This window comes from Bellilinea sp. (assembly GCF_053501535.1).
The window spans coordinates 1-14610 of record NZ_JBRCOK010000150.1 but is presented as its reverse complement, the minus strand read 5'-3'; the positions used below and the strand labels follow the sequence as shown (position 1 = coordinate 14610).

General features: G+C 57.2%; 13 protein-coding genes and 1 tRNA gene. 11 read left to right on the top strand and 3 right to left on the bottom strand.

Annotated elements, in window-relative coordinates:
* Window positions 1-1549: phenylalanine--tRNA ligase subunit beta (locus ACWIZX_RS13810; RefSeq protein WP_448336186.1), on the bottom strand; the 1549-nt coding region annotated here is incomplete at its 3' end.
* Complete coding sequence (pheS, locus tag ACWIZX_RS13805) at window positions 1549-2592, bottom strand: phenylalanine--tRNA ligase subunit alpha (RefSeq protein ID WP_448336185.1); 1044 nt, start codon at window positions 2590-2592, stop codon at window positions 1549-1551. The genes pheS and ACWIZX_RS13810, both read right to left, overlap by 1 nt.
* A gap of 483 nt (window positions 2593-3075) precedes the next feature.
* On the opposite strand from pheS, the gene ACWIZX_RS13800 reads away from it, so the two are divergent.
* The 10 genes from ACWIZX_RS13800 (at window position 3076) to ACWIZX_RS13755 (ending at window position 12908) form a co-directional block, all read left to right on the top strand.
* A complete protein-coding gene (locus ACWIZX_RS13800; protein ID WP_448336184.1) occupies window positions 3076-4302 on the top strand; it encodes an MDR family MFS transporter in 1227 nt (408 codons plus the stop codon).
* 177 nt (window positions 4303-4479) lie between these two features.
* On the top strand, window positions 4480-6822 hold the full coding sequence (locus ACWIZX_RS13795; RefSeq protein ID WP_448336183.1) for a putative monovalent cation/H+ antiporter subunit A: 2343 nt from the start codon (window positions 4480-4482) through the stop codon (window positions 6820-6822).
* 2 nt (window positions 6823-6824) lie between these two features.
* The gene (locus ACWIZX_RS13790) at window positions 6825-7232 is read left to right on the top strand and encodes a Na+/H+ antiporter subunit B (RefSeq protein ID WP_322791567.1); all 408 of its coding nucleotides are present in this window, start codon (window positions 6825-6827) and stop codon (window positions 7230-7232) included.
* 1 nt (window position 7233) lies between these two features.
* Window positions 7234-7626, top strand: coding sequence for a Na+/H+ antiporter subunit C (locus ACWIZX_RS13785; protein WP_322791568.1), 393 nt, complete (start codon window positions 7234-7236; stop codon window positions 7624-7626).
* Complete coding sequence (locus ACWIZX_RS13780) at window positions 7627-9120, top strand: Na+/H+ antiporter subunit D (RefSeq protein WP_448336182.1); 1494 nt, start codon at window positions 7627-7629, stop codon at window positions 9118-9120.
* Window positions 9117-9587 (top strand): Na+/H+ antiporter subunit E, encoded by a 471-nt coding sequence (locus ACWIZX_RS13775; protein ID WP_448336181.1) that lies wholly within the window; start codon window positions 9117-9119, stop codon window positions 9585-9587. The genes ACWIZX_RS13780 and ACWIZX_RS13775 overlap by 4 nt, the downstream gene beginning before the upstream one ends.
* Entirely contained in the window at window positions 9584-9847 is a 264-nt protein-coding gene (locus tag ACWIZX_RS13770; RefSeq protein ID WP_322792043.1) for a cation:proton antiporter, read from the top strand. Before ACWIZX_RS13775 ends, ACWIZX_RS13770 begins: the two co-directional genes overlap by 4 nt.
* Window positions 9844-10263, top strand: a complete 420-nt coding sequence (mnhG, locus tag ACWIZX_RS13765) for a monovalent cation/H(+) antiporter subunit G (protein ID WP_322792042.1) — start codon at window positions 9844-9846, stop codon at window positions 10261-10263. The genes ACWIZX_RS13770 and mnhG overlap by 4 nt, the downstream gene beginning before the upstream one ends.
* 68 nt (window positions 10264-10331) lie before the next feature.
* The gene (locus ACWIZX_RS13760) at window positions 10332-11267 is read left to right on the top strand and encodes an NAD-dependent epimerase/dehydratase family protein (protein ID WP_322792041.1); all 936 of its coding nucleotides are present in this window, start codon (window positions 10332-10334) and stop codon (window positions 11265-11267) included.
* A gap of 183 nt (window positions 11268-11450) precedes the next feature.
* Window positions 11451-12908, top strand: a complete 1458-nt coding sequence (locus tag ACWIZX_RS13755) for a hypothetical protein (protein WP_448336180.1) — start codon at window positions 11451-11453, stop codon at window positions 12906-12908.
* 9 nt (window positions 12909-12917) lie between these two features.
* Here the strand turns inward: ACWIZX_RS13755 and ACWIZX_RS13750 are convergent, their stop codons facing one another.
* Window positions 12918-13892 carry a LysM peptidoglycan-binding domain-containing protein gene (locus ACWIZX_RS13750; RefSeq protein ID WP_448336179.1) on the bottom strand — a complete coding sequence of 325 codons (975 nt, stop codon included), beginning with the start codon at window positions 13890-13892 and terminating at the stop codon, window positions 12918-12920.
* A gap of 522 nt (window positions 13893-14414) precedes the next feature.
* On the opposite strand from ACWIZX_RS13750, the gene ACWIZX_RS13745 reads away from it, so the two are divergent.
* Window positions 14415-14487, top strand: a tRNA-Lys gene (locus tag ACWIZX_RS13745).
* The last annotated feature ends 123 nt before the right edge of the window (window positions 14488-14610 follow it).

Here is a 14610-nt window from a genome sequence, read left to right as displayed (position 1 = left end):
AGCCGTAAATGCGGGCAATTTCCTCAATCAAATCGGCTTTACCGGTTTCGCCGCTGCCAATATCCAGCCGGTGGGGCGGCGTTTTGGCCAGGACGCTATCGCCTTCAACCCGGCAGGTGAATTCCAGCCGGGTGAGCATCTCGGCAATCTGACCGGCGGTCAATTCAATTCCCAGCCAGCGGTGTACATCGGCTTCTGTGAGGCGGATTTCAGGATCCTGCGGCGGGAGAGGATATTCATCCACCAAACCGGCGTAAATCTGCCCGCCGCTCCACTCGGCCATGCGGTTGAGGCACAACACCACTGCGGTTTCGGCAAGCGCAGGATGCACCCCGCGCGAAAAGCGATAAGCCGCTTCGGAGTTGAGCCGTTGATGAAACGCTGTGCGCCGCACATTGACAAAGTTCCAGGCCGCCCCTTCCAGCAGCACACTGCGGGTTTGCGGGCTGACCTCGCTTTCCAGCCCGCCCATCACCCCGGCCAGCGAGAGCGGCCCAGCCGTATCGCACACCAGTACGGTGAACGGTTCGAGGGTTCGTTCCACGCCGTCCAGCGTAGTCAGTTTTTCGCCCGGTTGCGCCGCTCGGGTGATCATGGTGGGCGGTTTTCCGCCGGCACGGCGCACCAGCACATCATAATCAAAGGCGTGCAGGGGTTCACCCAGTTCCAGCATCACGTAATTGGTCGCATCCACCACGCTGTTGATCGGGCGCATGCCCGCCAGCCGCAATCGGCGCTGTACCCGGTAGGGGCTCGGTCGCGGGGTCACACCTTCCACCAGTCCCAGCACAAAACGCGGGTTGAGGTGGGGGTCGCTGATTTGAATGGCGGCCTTGCCGCGAATGGATGGCGCATCTTCGGGCAGGCGCGCCTGCGGGTAACGCAGCGGTTTACCGGTCAATGCCGAAAGTTCGCGCGCCACGCCAATCAGTGAGGCATCCCGAATCATATTTGGCAGAATCGAGATTTCCAGCACGGCATCGCCCATGTAATCCACCAGCGGCACGCCGGTTGGGGCATCATCATCCAGAACGATGATGCCCTCATGTTCGTCGGAAATGCCCAGTTCCTTCTCAGAACAGACCATCGAAAACGACTCGACCCCGCGGATTTTGGCGCGCTTAAGGGTGGTCAGCACCTGCCCCGGCTGATGACCGTCGTAAATGCGCGCGCCTTCGCGGGCATACGCCACCTTAATCGGCTTGGGCAGAACGCCTTTGCCCTTGTATTCAAACAGGTTGGGAGCACCGGTCAGCACGATGATCTCGCCGGTGCCATCGTTCAGTCGGCACAATACCAGCCGGTCGGCATTCGGATGCGGCATCACCTCGTCAATTTGAGCAACCACGATTTTATCCGGCTGCCACGAAAGTCCGCTGACCTTGAACTCGCGCGGGGTATCGGCCGGCAGGTCGGCATACGGGTCGGGCAAGCCCACCAGCTGGATCTCTTCTACCTCCAGCCCGGCCATGGTCAGGGTTTTCGCCAGATCCAGCAGGGAAAGGTCAATGTCAATATAGTCTTTCAGCCAGGAAAGCGGTATTTTCATCAGAACTGCTCCAGAAAACGAATGTCATTTTGCCAGAAGTAACGGATGTCCTCGATATGATACTTGAGCATGGCGATCCGCTCGGGGCCTAAACCGGCCGCAAAACCGGAAAAGACGGCCGGATCATAGCCACCGTTTTGCAGTACCACCGGATGCACCATGCCGCAGCCGCCAATTTCCAACCATCCGCTGCCGCGGCACACACCGCAGCCTTTTCCGCCGCAGATAAAGCATTCCATATCCACCTCGGCGCTCGGTTCGGTAAACGGGAAGTAAGAGGGGCGGAAGCGCGTCCGGACACCTTCGCCAAACATGCGTTTGGCAAACGATTCCAGTGTGCCTTTCAGGTTCGCAAAGGTGATTTGCCGCCCAACCGCCAGCAGTTCTACCTGATTGAATTGCATTTCATGGCTGGCGTTGGTTTGTTCATAGCGATAGACCATGCCCGGCAGGATGACGCGGATGGGGTGCGGCGCCATTTCGCGCATGGCGCGGATCTGACCGGGGGAGGTGTGCGTGCGCAGGATCACCCCGGGTGTGGTGGTGTGAAAGGTATCCCACATATCGCGCGCGGGATGATGGGCAGGAATGTTGAGCAATTCAAAGTTCAACTCCTCGGTTTCCACTTCCGGCGAGCGGTAAATTTGAAAACCCATTTCGATGAAAATGGCGCAGATTTCATCCAGCGCCTGAGTGGCAGGGTGCGCCCGGCCCAGCGCCGGCTGCCGCCCCGGCAGGGTCACGTCCAGCCGCTCGGCGGTCAGTTTACGTTCCAGCGCTTCGCGGCGCAGAACGGCGCTGCGTTCTTCCAGCGCATTTTCCAGCGCAATTTTGACCTGATTGGCTTTTTGACCGACCTGCTGGCGGATTTCTTTGGGGATGCTGCTCATACGGGCAAAGACCTGCATGACGGGCGCACTGCGCCCCAAATGAGCCGTGCGCCACCCGCCCAACTGCGCCTCGTCCTGTACCTGCTGCAGGGCATTCAGTCCATTTTGCAGAATCTGATCCAGTTCTTCCAAAATATTTTCGGATTCGCTCACCTTTACCTCCTGAAGAAAGTGATTCGGTTAACAAAAATCCCGCCCCGGTCAAGGGACGGGAGGGAATTTCCCGCGGTACCACCCTGTTTGGCTGCCATTCCGGCAGCCCACTCAGCCCAACGGCTCTGCCGGCTGGCAGAACGATTGGCGCGCCGGTTAACGCTGGCGGTGCGGCCCGAACTACTGGCTCTCACTGGGGAGAGCGTTCCCCCGGGCGGCTCGGGAGGGAACTTCAACCGGTTTCTGCCGGGCTGGGGTCTCAGTCTGCGCCCCGGCCTCCCTGTCGGTTTCCGCCAGTTTACTTTCCTCCGTCACAGCCGTTTGCGGATTTGGAATACCCTTATTATCTTCAGAATGTGTTGCTTGTCAAGGCATCCGCAAGTTGCCGTTTTTTCAAAACCGGTTTGGTTTCCGCGTTTGCGTCCATTCGTAGTAAAATCAACGCGGCTTTTCCTACCCACCTGTCATCTCTGCTCAACTTTTATGCGAAAACTGTTTGAATTGCGTCTCCCGGCTCAATTCTGGCTGATGTTTGCCGGAATGTTAATCAGCACCATTGGCGCCAGTATGATCTGGCCCTTTTTGATGATTTACGTCAGCGAACGGCTGGCTATGCCGCTGACCGTCAGCGCCGGTTTGTTGACCATCAATTCCGTTTGCGGGCTGATCAGTTCCTTCATCGCCGGTCCCATCATTGACCGACTGGGACGCAAGTGGGTCATGGCAATCAGTTTGCTGGTCAACGGCTTGGGGTATTTACTGATGAGCCGCGCCGAAACCTACCCGGCTTTTGTCCTGCTGATGATTCTGCAGGGGGCTGCTAACCCGCTCTATCGGGTCGGCGCTGATGCAATGATGGCGGATCTGCTTCCCGCCGAAAAACGGGTGGATGGATATTCGTTGATGCGGCTGAGCAACAATGTCGGTGTGGCTATTGGGCCGGCAGCCGGCGGTTTTATTGCTTCCATCTCGTACGAATACGCCTTCTACGGGGCAGCAACCGGGCTGGTGATTTACGGTCTGCTGATTGCCTTTCTGGCGCGGGAAACCCTGCCCCAGCCTGTCGGTGGGCCGGCGGCAGCCCTCCGACAGCCAGAACGCTTTGGGGGGTATGGGCATGTACTGCGTGACCAGCCCTACATGACCTTTCTGCTGGCGTTCATTTTTACCCAGTTGAGCGCCTCCATCATGTGGGTGCTGCTTTCGGTCTACGCCAAAACCCATTATGGCGTAACCGAACGGTTATACGGCATGATCCCGATGACCAACGCCCTCATGGTGGTCTTTTTCCAGATTCCGGTCACCATGCTCACCCGTCGTTTCAATCCTTTGCCGGTGCTGGCATTGGGCGGCTTGCTGTACGGACTGGGGGTTGGCAGCGTGGCCTTGGGCAGCGGCTTTTGGGGATTTTGGGCAAGTATGGTGGTGATGACCATCGGCGAGCTGGTGCTGGTACCCACTTCATCCACCTATGCTGCCAATTCAGCTCCAGCCGATATGCGCGGGCGCTACATGAGTTTATACGGCCTGACCTGGAATGTGGCTGCCGGGATTGGGCCGGTCGCCGGCGGTTTTTTGAACGACTGGTTCAACCCACAGGCGATCTGGTATGGCGGCGGACTGTGCGGCATTTTCAGCGCGCTGTTATTCGTCTTCTTCTGGCTGCGCCGCCCGGCGGCTGAGCCTGCCCCGGCGAGCAAGATTCCCTGAGTCGCGTTTCAACCAATTGACGCAAGCCTTTCGCGTCAACTTGACAATCTGCACCATTATTCAGTATATTTGGAACGGATTTTAACCGGGGAAACCGTAACTTCGCGGGGAGAAGTCGGGTTTTCCCTGCAACATTGGCTTCGTTTTATCATCTGTACAAACAAGAAAGCAAGGACGATGGACATTGTTCTGCCCACCGCTGTTTTGCTCTTATTGATTCTTTCGGCATTAGCCCCTTTCATTCAGCAGGCGCAGTCCCAACGCGCCGGCTGGTTGATGGCAATTTTGCCGGCTGGGCTGTTTTTGACCCTGCTCGGCCGTTTGCCCGCCATTCTGGCCGGGCAGGTTTTTGCCTATCAACTGCCCTGGGCTGAAAGACTGGGGGTTACCTTCTCCCTCTACCTGGATGGTTTGGGACTGCTTTTCAGCCTGCTGATTCTGGGCATCGGCGCGCTGGTTTTGATTTACGGCGGCGGCTACCTGCACGGTCATCATCAATTGGGGCGTTTTTATGCCTTCATCCTTTTCTTCATGGCTGCCATGTTCGGCGTCGTCATCAGCGATAACGCTCTGACCCTGTTTGTCTTTTGGGAATTGACCAGCATCAGTTCCTTTCTGCTGATTGGTTTTGATCATGAAAAAGAAGCCTCGCGCTACGCCGCCCTGCAAGCCCTGCTGGTGACCGGCGGGGGCGGGCTGGCAATGCTGGCCGGACTGGTACTGCTCGGTCAAATTGGCGGTAGCTACGAGATCAGCCAGTTGAATCAATTGGGAGATGTGCTGCGCAATTCACCGCTGTTTCTGCCAGCCTTTTTGTTGATTCTGGCCGGTGCGCTGACCAAATCGGCGCAGTACCCCTTTCATTTCTGGCTGCCCGGCGCCATGGCCGCTCCCACCCCGGTCAGCGCTTACCTGCACTCGGCAACCATGGTTAAGGCCGGGGTTTATCTCCTGGCGCGCTTAAGCCCCATCTTTGCCGGTACGGCTGAATGGCAGGTGCTGGTCACCGGTTTTGGGCTGGCCACTTTTCTGGCGGGGGCGTTGCTTGCCATCGGTCAGGTGGATTTGAAAAAACTGCTGGCTTACACTACGGTTGCCTCACTGGGAACAATGGTCATGCTGCTCGGCTGGGGCAGCGATCTGACCGTCAAAGCCGCCATGCTGTACCTGCTGGCTCATGCACTTTACAAAGGAGCCTTGTTTTTGGTGGCCGGTGCAGTGGATCACGAAACCGGCAGCCGCGATGTCAGCAAACTGAGCGGTCTGCGCCGCTCCATGCCGCGCACAGCCCTGGCCGGCGGGCTGGCGGCCCTCTCCATGGCCGGATTACCCCCCGCGCTGGGTTTCATTGCCAAAGAAGTTTTATATGAAACCACACTCGCAGCCCAGCCCCTTGCCGGCTGGTTGACCGCCGGGGCGTTGATCGGCAACGCCATTCTGGTAGCGGTTTCCGGGCTGGTTGGGCTGAAACCTTTCATCGGTAAACCGGGTGAAACTCCCCGCCATGCCCATGCCGCCCCCCTTTCACTTGATCTGCCGCCTTTGCTGCTGGCCAGCCTCGGTTTGCTGGCCGGTTTAATGCCCATGACGCTCGCCGCTCCGCTGGTGCAGGCTTCGGCTCAGGCAGCGCTCCTGCAACCGCTCAAAGTCAAACTGGCCTTATGGCATGGTTTGAACCCGATGCTGGCACTCAGCGCGCTTACCCTGGCGCTGGGAGCGGCCCTGTATGCCGGCTGGAGGCCGGTTTGGGAACTCACTGCCCGCCTGCGCTGGCTGGGGCGCTTTGGCCCGGCTCATGCCTATCAGGTTGGGCTGGAGAATTTGCGCCGCTTTGCCTCCTGGTTGACCTATCGTTTGCAAAATGGTTATTTGCGCTTTTACCTGATGACCATCATCCTCACCACGGTGGCACTGGCGGGGCTGGCTTATCTGCGCGGCGCCAACGAGATCATCCTGCGCAACGATTGGGGAACCATCAATTTTTACGAAATTGTACTGGGGGCGTTAATCATCCTCGCCGCGCTGACCATCATCCGCACCCGCTCACGTCTGGCCACCATTGCCATCATGGGCATCGTCGGCTATGGGCTGGCGTTGATTTATCTTTTATACGGCGCGCCCGACCTGGCCATGATTCAGTTCGCCATTGAAACCCTGACGGTGATTCTGTTTGTGCTGGTGGTTTACCGCCTGCCGAAGTTCACCCGTCTGACCAGCCCGCCTGCCCGTCTGGCAGATTTTCTGGTTGCCATGACCGGCGGTTTGCTGATGACCATTCTCACGCTGATCGTTACCGCCCGCCCGGTTGTACCGCACATTTCAGAATTCTTCATGCAAAACGCTCTGCGATTGGCCAACGGGCGTAATGTGGTCAATGTCATTCTGGTGGACTTCCGCGCTTTCGACACACTCGGTGAAATTACTGTGCTGGCGCTGGCCGGTATCGGCGTTTATGCCCTCATCCGCCTGACCATTGGACGGCATGAGATCATCATCCCACCCGCGGAGGAGGAAGACTGAGCATGGGTTCAATCATCCTTTATCTGGCTGCGCGTTACCTGATGCCGTTACTCATGGTCTTTTCCGTCTTTCTGCTCATCCGCGGGCACAATGAAATTGGCGGGGGGTTTGTGGGCGGGCTGGTTGCCGCCGCGGCGTTCATCTTATACGCCATTGCCAACAATGTTCAGGCTGCCCGCCGCATTTTACGCGTCCAGCCGCGCACGCTGGTTGCCGCAGGGCTGCTGGTTGCCCTCTTAAGCGGCCTGATCGGCTGGTTGAGCGGCAAACCGTTCATGACCGGCCTGTGGCTGAAAGACCCCCTGCCAGTAATCGGTAAAATTGGTACACCCCTGATGTTCGATGTGGGTGTGTATCTGGTGGTCATCGGCGTAACCCTGCTGATCATTTTCACCCTGGCGGAGGATTGAGATGATTTTTCTGCTGGCAATTGTGATTGGGGTACTCTTCACGGTAGGGTTGTATATGATGATGCGCCGCAGCCTGACCAAAGTATTGATTGGCCTGATGCTGCTGGGACAGGCGATCAATCTCTTGATTTTCACCGCCGGGCGTTTGCAGCGCGCCAGCCCTCCGCTCATCCCGCTGGGAGCCGATCAAATCAGTCAATCGGCGGACCCGCTTCCGCAGGCGCTCATTTTGACGGCGATTGTGATCAGTTTTGGGGTAACCGCCTTTGCGCTGGTACTGGCGCGCCAGACCTACACCGTGCTTGGCACCAACGACATGAACGAACTGCGTGATACCGACATCATCCCCAAATACCACCCCGAAATCCCCCCGGAAGAAGAGGAAGGTTACTAAATGGAACGGGTACTCTTGCCCTTATTGATACCCTTCTTGTTGATCATTCTCGCACTGTTTGCATGGAATACGCCGCGGGTACAGCGTCTGCTGGCGGTAGCGGGCAGCAGCGCTTTGTTGCTGGCAGCGCTGGCGCTGCTCCAACAGGTGCAGCGCAGTGGAATTGCAGTGACCCAAATCGGCAACTGGCCGGCTCCCTATGGCATCACCCTGGTAGCCGATTTATTCAGCGCCATCATGCTGGTCATTACGGGAGTAGTAGCCGTGCTGGTGGCCATTTACTCGCTGGAAGGAATTGACGAAAACCGGGTGGCGCACGGCTTCTACCCCTTGTTCTTCGCGCTGCTGATGGGTGTCTGCGGCGCCTTCCTGACCGGGGATATTTTCAACCTGTACGTCTGGTTCGAGGTGATGCTAATGGCGTCCTTCGTGCTGATGGCGCTCGGCGGTGAGCGCGCTCAACTGGAAGGGGCAATCAAGTACGTTATCCTCAACCTGACTTCTTCGGCGCTGTTCCTCTCGGCTACCGGCATCCTTTACAGTGTGGCCGGCACGCTCAACATGGCTGATCTTTCCATTCGTCTGGGCGAGGTCAACTCCCCCGGGCTGGTAACCACCATTGCCATGTTGTATCTGGTGGCTTTCGGCATCAAGGCTGCCATTTTTCCGCTGTTCTTCTGGCTGCCAGCTTCGTATCACACCCCGCCGGTTGCTGTTACCGCTCTGTTTTCCGGTTTGCTGACCAAAGTGGGTGTCTATTCGCTGGTGCGTGTGTTCACCCTGCTCTTCCTGACCGATGTCGCCTTCACCCACACCATCCTGCTGGTGCTGGGCGGTTTTACCATGGTGATTGGAGTTTTAGGAGCGGCCGCGCAGTACGACATCCGCCGCCTGCTTTCCTTTCACATCATCAGCCAGATTGGCTACCTGCTGATGGGGCTGGGGCTGTACAGCACTGCCGGACTGGCCAGCACCATTTTCTTCATGGGGCATGTGATCGCCGCCAAAGCCGCACTCTTCCTCGTGGCAGGCATCATCCGGCGGGTCGGCGGGTCTTTCGATTTACGGCGCATCGGTGGGTTGTACCGCGATCAACCCTGGCTGGCAGTTCTTTTCCTGATTCCGGCGCTTTCACTGGCCGGTCTGCCGCCTCTTTCGGGATTCTTTGGTAAACTGGCACTGGTTCGCGCCGGTCTGGCGCAGGGTCAGTACGCCATTGTAGCGGTGTCCCTGGCCGTCAGCCTGCTCACGCTGTTTTCAATGACCAAAATCTGGATGGAAGCCTTCTGGAAACCGGCGCCTCAAAACGCTCCAGCGCAAAACCGGCCGGCCGGATTCAAAATAGCGCTGGTACTGCCGGCTCTGCTCATGGGTTTGATCAGCGTAGGATTGGGTTTTCTGGCAGAGCCGGCCTACGGGCTGGCAGAACAGGCCGCCGGGGTATTAATGCAGCCGGCGCTATATGTGGCTGCAGTTCTGGGAGGTGTGCGGTGACCATCTTCCTGATGAACGTCCTGCTGGCGCTGGCGTGGTCGGCGCTTTCAGCACAATTTGACCCGCCCAATCTCATCTTTGGCTTTTTACTCGGCTATCTGGTCTTGTGGTTGACGGTGCGCGGTGACAACCGCTCCTACTTTACGCGTGTGCCGCGCGTGCTGTCCTTTCTGGCATTCTTCCTGAAAGAACTGGTCAAGGCCAACCTTAACCTTGCCATTACGGTTCTGCGGCGGGATATGAACTTGAAACCGGGCGTGGTCGCTGTGCCAATTGACCTGCCCAACGATGCTGCCATTACGCTGTTGGTCAACCTGATCACGCTCACACCCGGCACGCTGGGTCTGGATGTTTCCAGCGACCGCAAGGTGGTTTACATCCACACGCTGGATGCCCGCGACCCCCAGCAATTCCGCCGTTACATGCAGGAAGGTTTCGTACGGCGGGTAAAGGAGTTGTTCACATGAATATCGAAACCCTGTATATCGTTGCACTGGGGATGATCAGTCTGGGGCTGGTTCTGGCCTTCATCCGGCTGGTGCGCGGACCGAGTCTGCCTGACCGCGTTGTGGCAATTGATCTGGTTGTGGCGCTGGCCATCGGCATCATTGCCAGTTACGCCATTCTCTTCGATCAGCCGGCGTTTCTAGATGTGGCCATCATCATCGCCCTGATTTCATTCTTGGGTACGATTGCCTTTGCTTATTATATTGAGCGGAGGGTATGATGCTGCGCGAATGGATCGTTGCCATGGTAATGCTGCTCGGCGCCGGCTTCATGCTCATCGCCAGTATCGGTTTGCTGCGCATGCCAGACCTGTTTTTACGCATGTCCGCCACCTCCAAAGCCGCCACCCTTGGCGCCGGCCTGGTCATGCTGGCTGCCGCATTGTATTTTGGGGAATCTGGCATTACCCTGCGGGTACTGGCGATCATCGTCTTTCTGCTGCTGACCGTGCCGGTTGCCGCCCACATGATCGGCCGGGCGGCTTACTTCGATGGTGTCCCCTTGTGGAAAGGCACGCTGATAGATGATCTGCGCGGCCACTATCGCACCAGCGATCACCAGCTGGTACGAGACGCCGAATCCTCGGAAGAGTTTGCAATTCCGGAAGGCGAAGAAGGGGATGATTTCCTTAATTAGCAGCCGATGAATGTGCTATAATCCGCTCAGAAACAATTTCTTCACTTCCCCGGGATGACGATTCGAATATGAGATTTTTGATTACCGGTGCAGCCGGCTTTCTGGGTTCGGCGCTGGCAAACCGCCTTGTGCAGGAGGGGCACTCGGTGCGCGGGCTGGACGACCTTTCTACAGGCGACCCTTCTGCTCTTTCGCCGGAGGTTCATTTTGTGCGCGGGGATGTCAACGACCGCCCCAAATTGTGGACTCTCCTGCAGGAAATTGACTGCGTCTATCATCTGGCTGCTAAAGTGCTGGTGCCCGAATCGGTGCTTTATCCCCGTGAGTACAACGAAGTCAACGTGGGTGGTACCGTTACCCTGATGGAAGCCATGCGGGATGTCGGCGTGCGGCGGGTGGTGTTCATCTCATCCGGCGCAATTTATGGGAATCAGGAGAGCCAGCCGGTCAGCGAGGATGCCATCCCCAATCCCCGCTCCCCCTATGCGGTTTCAAAACTGGCAGCCGAATACTACGTCAAGACGATTGGACGTTTGTGGGGCATCGAAACGGTCTGCCTGCGCGTGTTCAATGCCTACGGCCCCGGGCAGCATCTGCCGCCGGTTCACGCCCCGGTGCTGCTCAACTTTTTACGGCAGGCGCTCCAAAACGGAACACTGGTGATTCACGGTGACGGAACACAAACGCGGGATTATGTGTACGTAGATGATGTTGTGCAGGCGATGATTGCCGCCTCTACCGCCCCCGGCGTGGATCAAATGACCATCAATGTGGGCAGCGGAGTGGAAACCAGTGTGCGCGATCTGGTCAAGGTGGTCATTTCCGTAACCGGCAGCGAACCGGAAGTGGTGTACAACCCGCGCAGCGATGGAGGGCCGGCGCGCATGTGCGCTGATCTCAGGCAGGCCGCCTCGCTGTTGAACTACCGACCGTCCATTTCGCTGGAAAGCGGGTTGCGCCTGACACTCGAACGCGACCCGCGTCTGCGTTCGCGCAATGGTTAAGTCAAACCGCCTTTAACAAATTCCTTCGTGTCAACTTTATGTCCACACCCAGGGGGTATGCTGATAGCATCGAGGTTTATACCTCGCTCTAATCCATAAATCTCTTTTTTTTCTTTCATCAGAATTCTCATCTACCCAAATGGGGCCTATTCATCCACTCGGGAGGGAAGTTGGAACAACGGCATGAAGAGTAGCACAGGGTTGGCTTTGCTGACAGCGTTAACCGTTCTTTTAATGGGCTGCCTCAGCGCATGCGCTTCTCATCCTGCACCGGTTACCGTTCAGCAGCCCGGCACGTTCAGCGTTGACCCGCTGCTGCGTGAGTTTTATGCCTCGCTCGGCGGTGAAGACCTGCTCGGCCCGGCCATCACTGCCCTCTTTTCACTGGACAACCTGCAATGCCAGTACACCCAAAACGTACTGATGTGCTTCGACCCGCTGGCACAGGGAATTCAACGCTTCAGTCTGTATCCGCTGGGGCGAACCTTCGATTTGGGCGAACCTGCCAGTGCTGTCAGTACGGTGGGTGACGAAAACGATTATCCCGTTTATGAGGAATTTACTGCCCTCTATCAGCGTCTTTACGGCGCGCAATACGCCGGTGAACCGCTCACCCCACCGCGCTTCAACCCCAACAAGAACCGCATTGAGCAATACTTCGAAAACGTCGGTTTTTACCGCAATTTAGACGATCCGCAGGGAGAGGTCTACCTGCTTTCTTACGGCGTTTATGCCTGTTCAGCCGACTGCCGTTTCTCACCGCCTTCCAGCGCGATTGTGATCCGCAATGTGGTGGAAATGGAACAGCCCTTCCTGCCACGGCTGGTGCGGCTGGGAGGGCTCAAGGTATTTGGACTGCCGCTCACCCACCCCTACCTTGCAGCGGATGGCTTCCGTGAACAGGTTTATGAAAATGTGGTGCTTTACGCTCCGCCGGATAATCCCAACGCCGTCCGTCTGCGCCCGCTTGCCCGTCTGGCCGGTATGCCGGTGGGTCAGCCGATGCCGCGCCGTTACAGTGAGGATGATGGTGTGATCTTTTTCCCGCTGGAAGGTGAAAACGGCTTTCACATCCCGCTGGTATTTGACCGATTCATCGCCTCTCACGGCGGTATAGAAATTTCGGGTGTTCCTTTGAGTGAACCCTATCCCATTGGCGAAAATCTTTACCGCCAGTGTTTCGAAAATTACTGTCTGGATTATGATAACCGCCCCGACGCAACCGAACGGGTGCGCATGGCAGCCCTGGGGCGCGAGTACTTAAAAATCAATGGTCTGCAAGCACCTCAGGCAGCCCCGTTTGAAATGACTGCCGAAACCGTGCAGATGGTGGTCAGTGCAGCCAACCCTCGCCTGACCGCCGAAGAACCCCAACAGTTTGAAGTATTGCTGCTACGGGCATACGACCAGCAACCGCTGAGCTCGGTTGAGGCCACCCTCACGCTGACCCTGCCAGACGGCAGACAGGCGCTTTACTACTTCCCCCCCACCGATGGGCAGGGCCGTTCGTTATTACGGATCGCCCCGTTGCAGCCGGCACTCCCCAACGGCAGCGTGGTGGCTTATCGGGTTTGTTTGAACATACCAGCCGGGCAGCCCATCTGTAAAGCAGATAGCTACCTGATCTGGAATTACCGCTGAAACGAAATTCTAGGGAATGGCTTCCGCAAGCAGGATGACGCGCACAATCGGGCTGCTGCTGGTATACACGCGCAGGTGAAAGGGCAGCGTTTGCTCCCTCATCAGCGGCTGCTCGGATTCCCAGCGCCGCACACCCACCACCCGATCCTGCGCATCCAGCGCCACGGCTGCCACAATGACAACACTGGCATCGCCATCCTCCTCTCCGCTCAGGCGCAGGCTGCCGCTGGCATCGGCCAGCAGACTGTCTTCGGAAAGGCTGATTTCATCCTGAGTAATTTCAACCTCCCGATAACGCTTGCTTTCGGGCGGAATGGGTAGGGCGGTCAACAGCTCCATCCCGGCATCGAACTGAACCGGCGTCGGAGGTGGGAAGTAAACTGCCAGCGGCAGCACACCGTCGGCCGCCAGCCGATTCAATGGTGGGTAGGCATTCTGGCTGAAAATTTGTCCGCTTAACCGGTCATACAGGCGGAAAACCGCCGATACTCCTTCCACATCAAAAGTTTGCGGATTGGCAAGCAGCGCAAAACACCAGATGCCACCATCCCGAGTGGGATAACAATCGGGCTGCGGCAGGCTCAACCCAACCGGCGTTGGGGAAGGTGGGTTGCGCGGGTCAAGGGTGGGGGTGTACTGTGCTGCCGGTACCACCACCTGGTCGCCAATTCGCAGCGCATAGGGGTTGACGGTCGGGTTGGCGGTCAACAAATCCTGCAAGCTAATCCCGTAATACAGGGCAATCCCAAACAGGTCTTCGCCCCGCCGGATCGTATGAAGACGCGGTGTGGGGGTGACCGTTGGCAGGGGCGTCGGCGTATCTGCAGGGGTTAAGGAAGGGGTAGAAGTGGGCCGAGCGCCGGTGTAGGGAGTCAGCATTACCGCCGCGACCGGGCGCAACGTGGGCGAAGGGAGTTGTGTGCCAGAGGGACTGCATGCGGTCAACAGCACTACCGCCAGAAAACACAGGTAAACCTTTTTCATGCAAGCGATTATAACCGCAATTCATTTCTACCTGCCGGGCATAAATAGGGGGCTGGGCAATCCCATTTCAAGTCATCAGCGCTTCCAGCGCGTCCTCCGCCTGTTCTTCAATCTTCGTACAAAGTGAGAGAACCTTTCTTGTCCTGGATTAAGTCTGCCGGCAAATCCAACACTGACCATACAGCAGGGAGCGCAAACGAAATGTAGAAGATGGCTCGATCGTCAGCTGCAAGAGGTAACCGAACAGTCGGTGGAAGGCAAAAGAGCATCTGGAACGCAATTGTTTTCCTAACTTTTCGTATCGCGGTGCATACCTGCTCAATTCATTCCAACAATCGGAGTTTTTCCAAGATGTACTTGGCGATAGCATTCCCAAATTTTGTCCAGATTTTTACGTCTTTCGCAACCCGTCACTTCTTTCATATCCGCCATGGTTGGTCTCCGGAAGCTTTTAATTTTGAGTTAAGACGCGAAAATTTGACCCCTGAAAAAAATTAGGATATAATACGCCTTGCTAAAAGCGGCTCACTAGCTCAACTGGCAGAGCAACTGACTCTTAATCAGTGGGTTCAGGGTTCGAGTCCCTGGTGAGTCACCTGAAAACCGCAAGGGGAAAAACGCCGTTATCCCTCATGCCCGCCGAAAGTGGCGTGCTTTTAATTGGGTTCAGCGTCCCCATGAGGGGATGATATTCGAGTACCGGGTGAGTCACCTGAAA

Excerpts from the sequence above, each read along its gene's own strand:
- ACWIZX_RS13800 (WP_448336184.1), top strand. The coding sequence starts at position 3,076 with ATGCGAAAACTGTTTGAATTGCGTCTCCCGGCTCAATTCTGGCTGATG.
- ACWIZX_RS13795 (WP_448336183.1), top strand. The coding sequence starts at position 4,480 with ATGGACATTGTTCTGCCCACCGCTGTTTTGCTCTTATTGATTCTTTCG.
- ACWIZX_RS13790 (WP_322791567.1), top strand. The coding sequence starts at position 6,825 with ATGGGTTCAATCATCCTTTATCTGGCTGCGCGTTACCTGATGCCGTTA.
- ACWIZX_RS13785 (WP_322791568.1), top strand. The coding sequence starts at position 7,234 with ATGATTTTTCTGCTGGCAATTGTGATTGGGGTACTCTTCACGGTAGGG.
- ACWIZX_RS13780 (WP_448336182.1), top strand. The coding sequence starts at position 7,627 with ATGGAACGGGTACTCTTGCCCTTATTGATACCCTTCTTGTTGATCATT.
- ACWIZX_RS13770 (WP_322792043.1), top strand. The coding sequence starts at position 9,584 with ATGAATATCGAAACCCTGTATATCGTTGCACTGGGGATGATCAGTCTG.
- mnhG (WP_322792042.1), top strand. The coding sequence starts at position 9,844 with ATGATGCTGCGCGAATGGATCGTTGCCATGGTAATGCTGCTCGGCGCC.
- ACWIZX_RS13760 (WP_322792041.1), top strand. The coding sequence starts at position 10,332 with ATGAGATTTTTGATTACCGGTGCAGCCGGCTTTCTGGGTTCGGCGCTG.
- ACWIZX_RS13755 (WP_448336180.1), top strand. The coding sequence starts at position 11,451 with ATGAAGAGTAGCACAGGGTTGGCTTTGCTGACAGCGTTAACCGTTCTT.
- ACWIZX_RS13750 (WP_448336179.1), bottom strand. The coding sequence starts at position 13,892 with ATGAAAAAGGTTTACCTGTGTTTTCTGGCGGTAGTGCTGTTGACCGCA.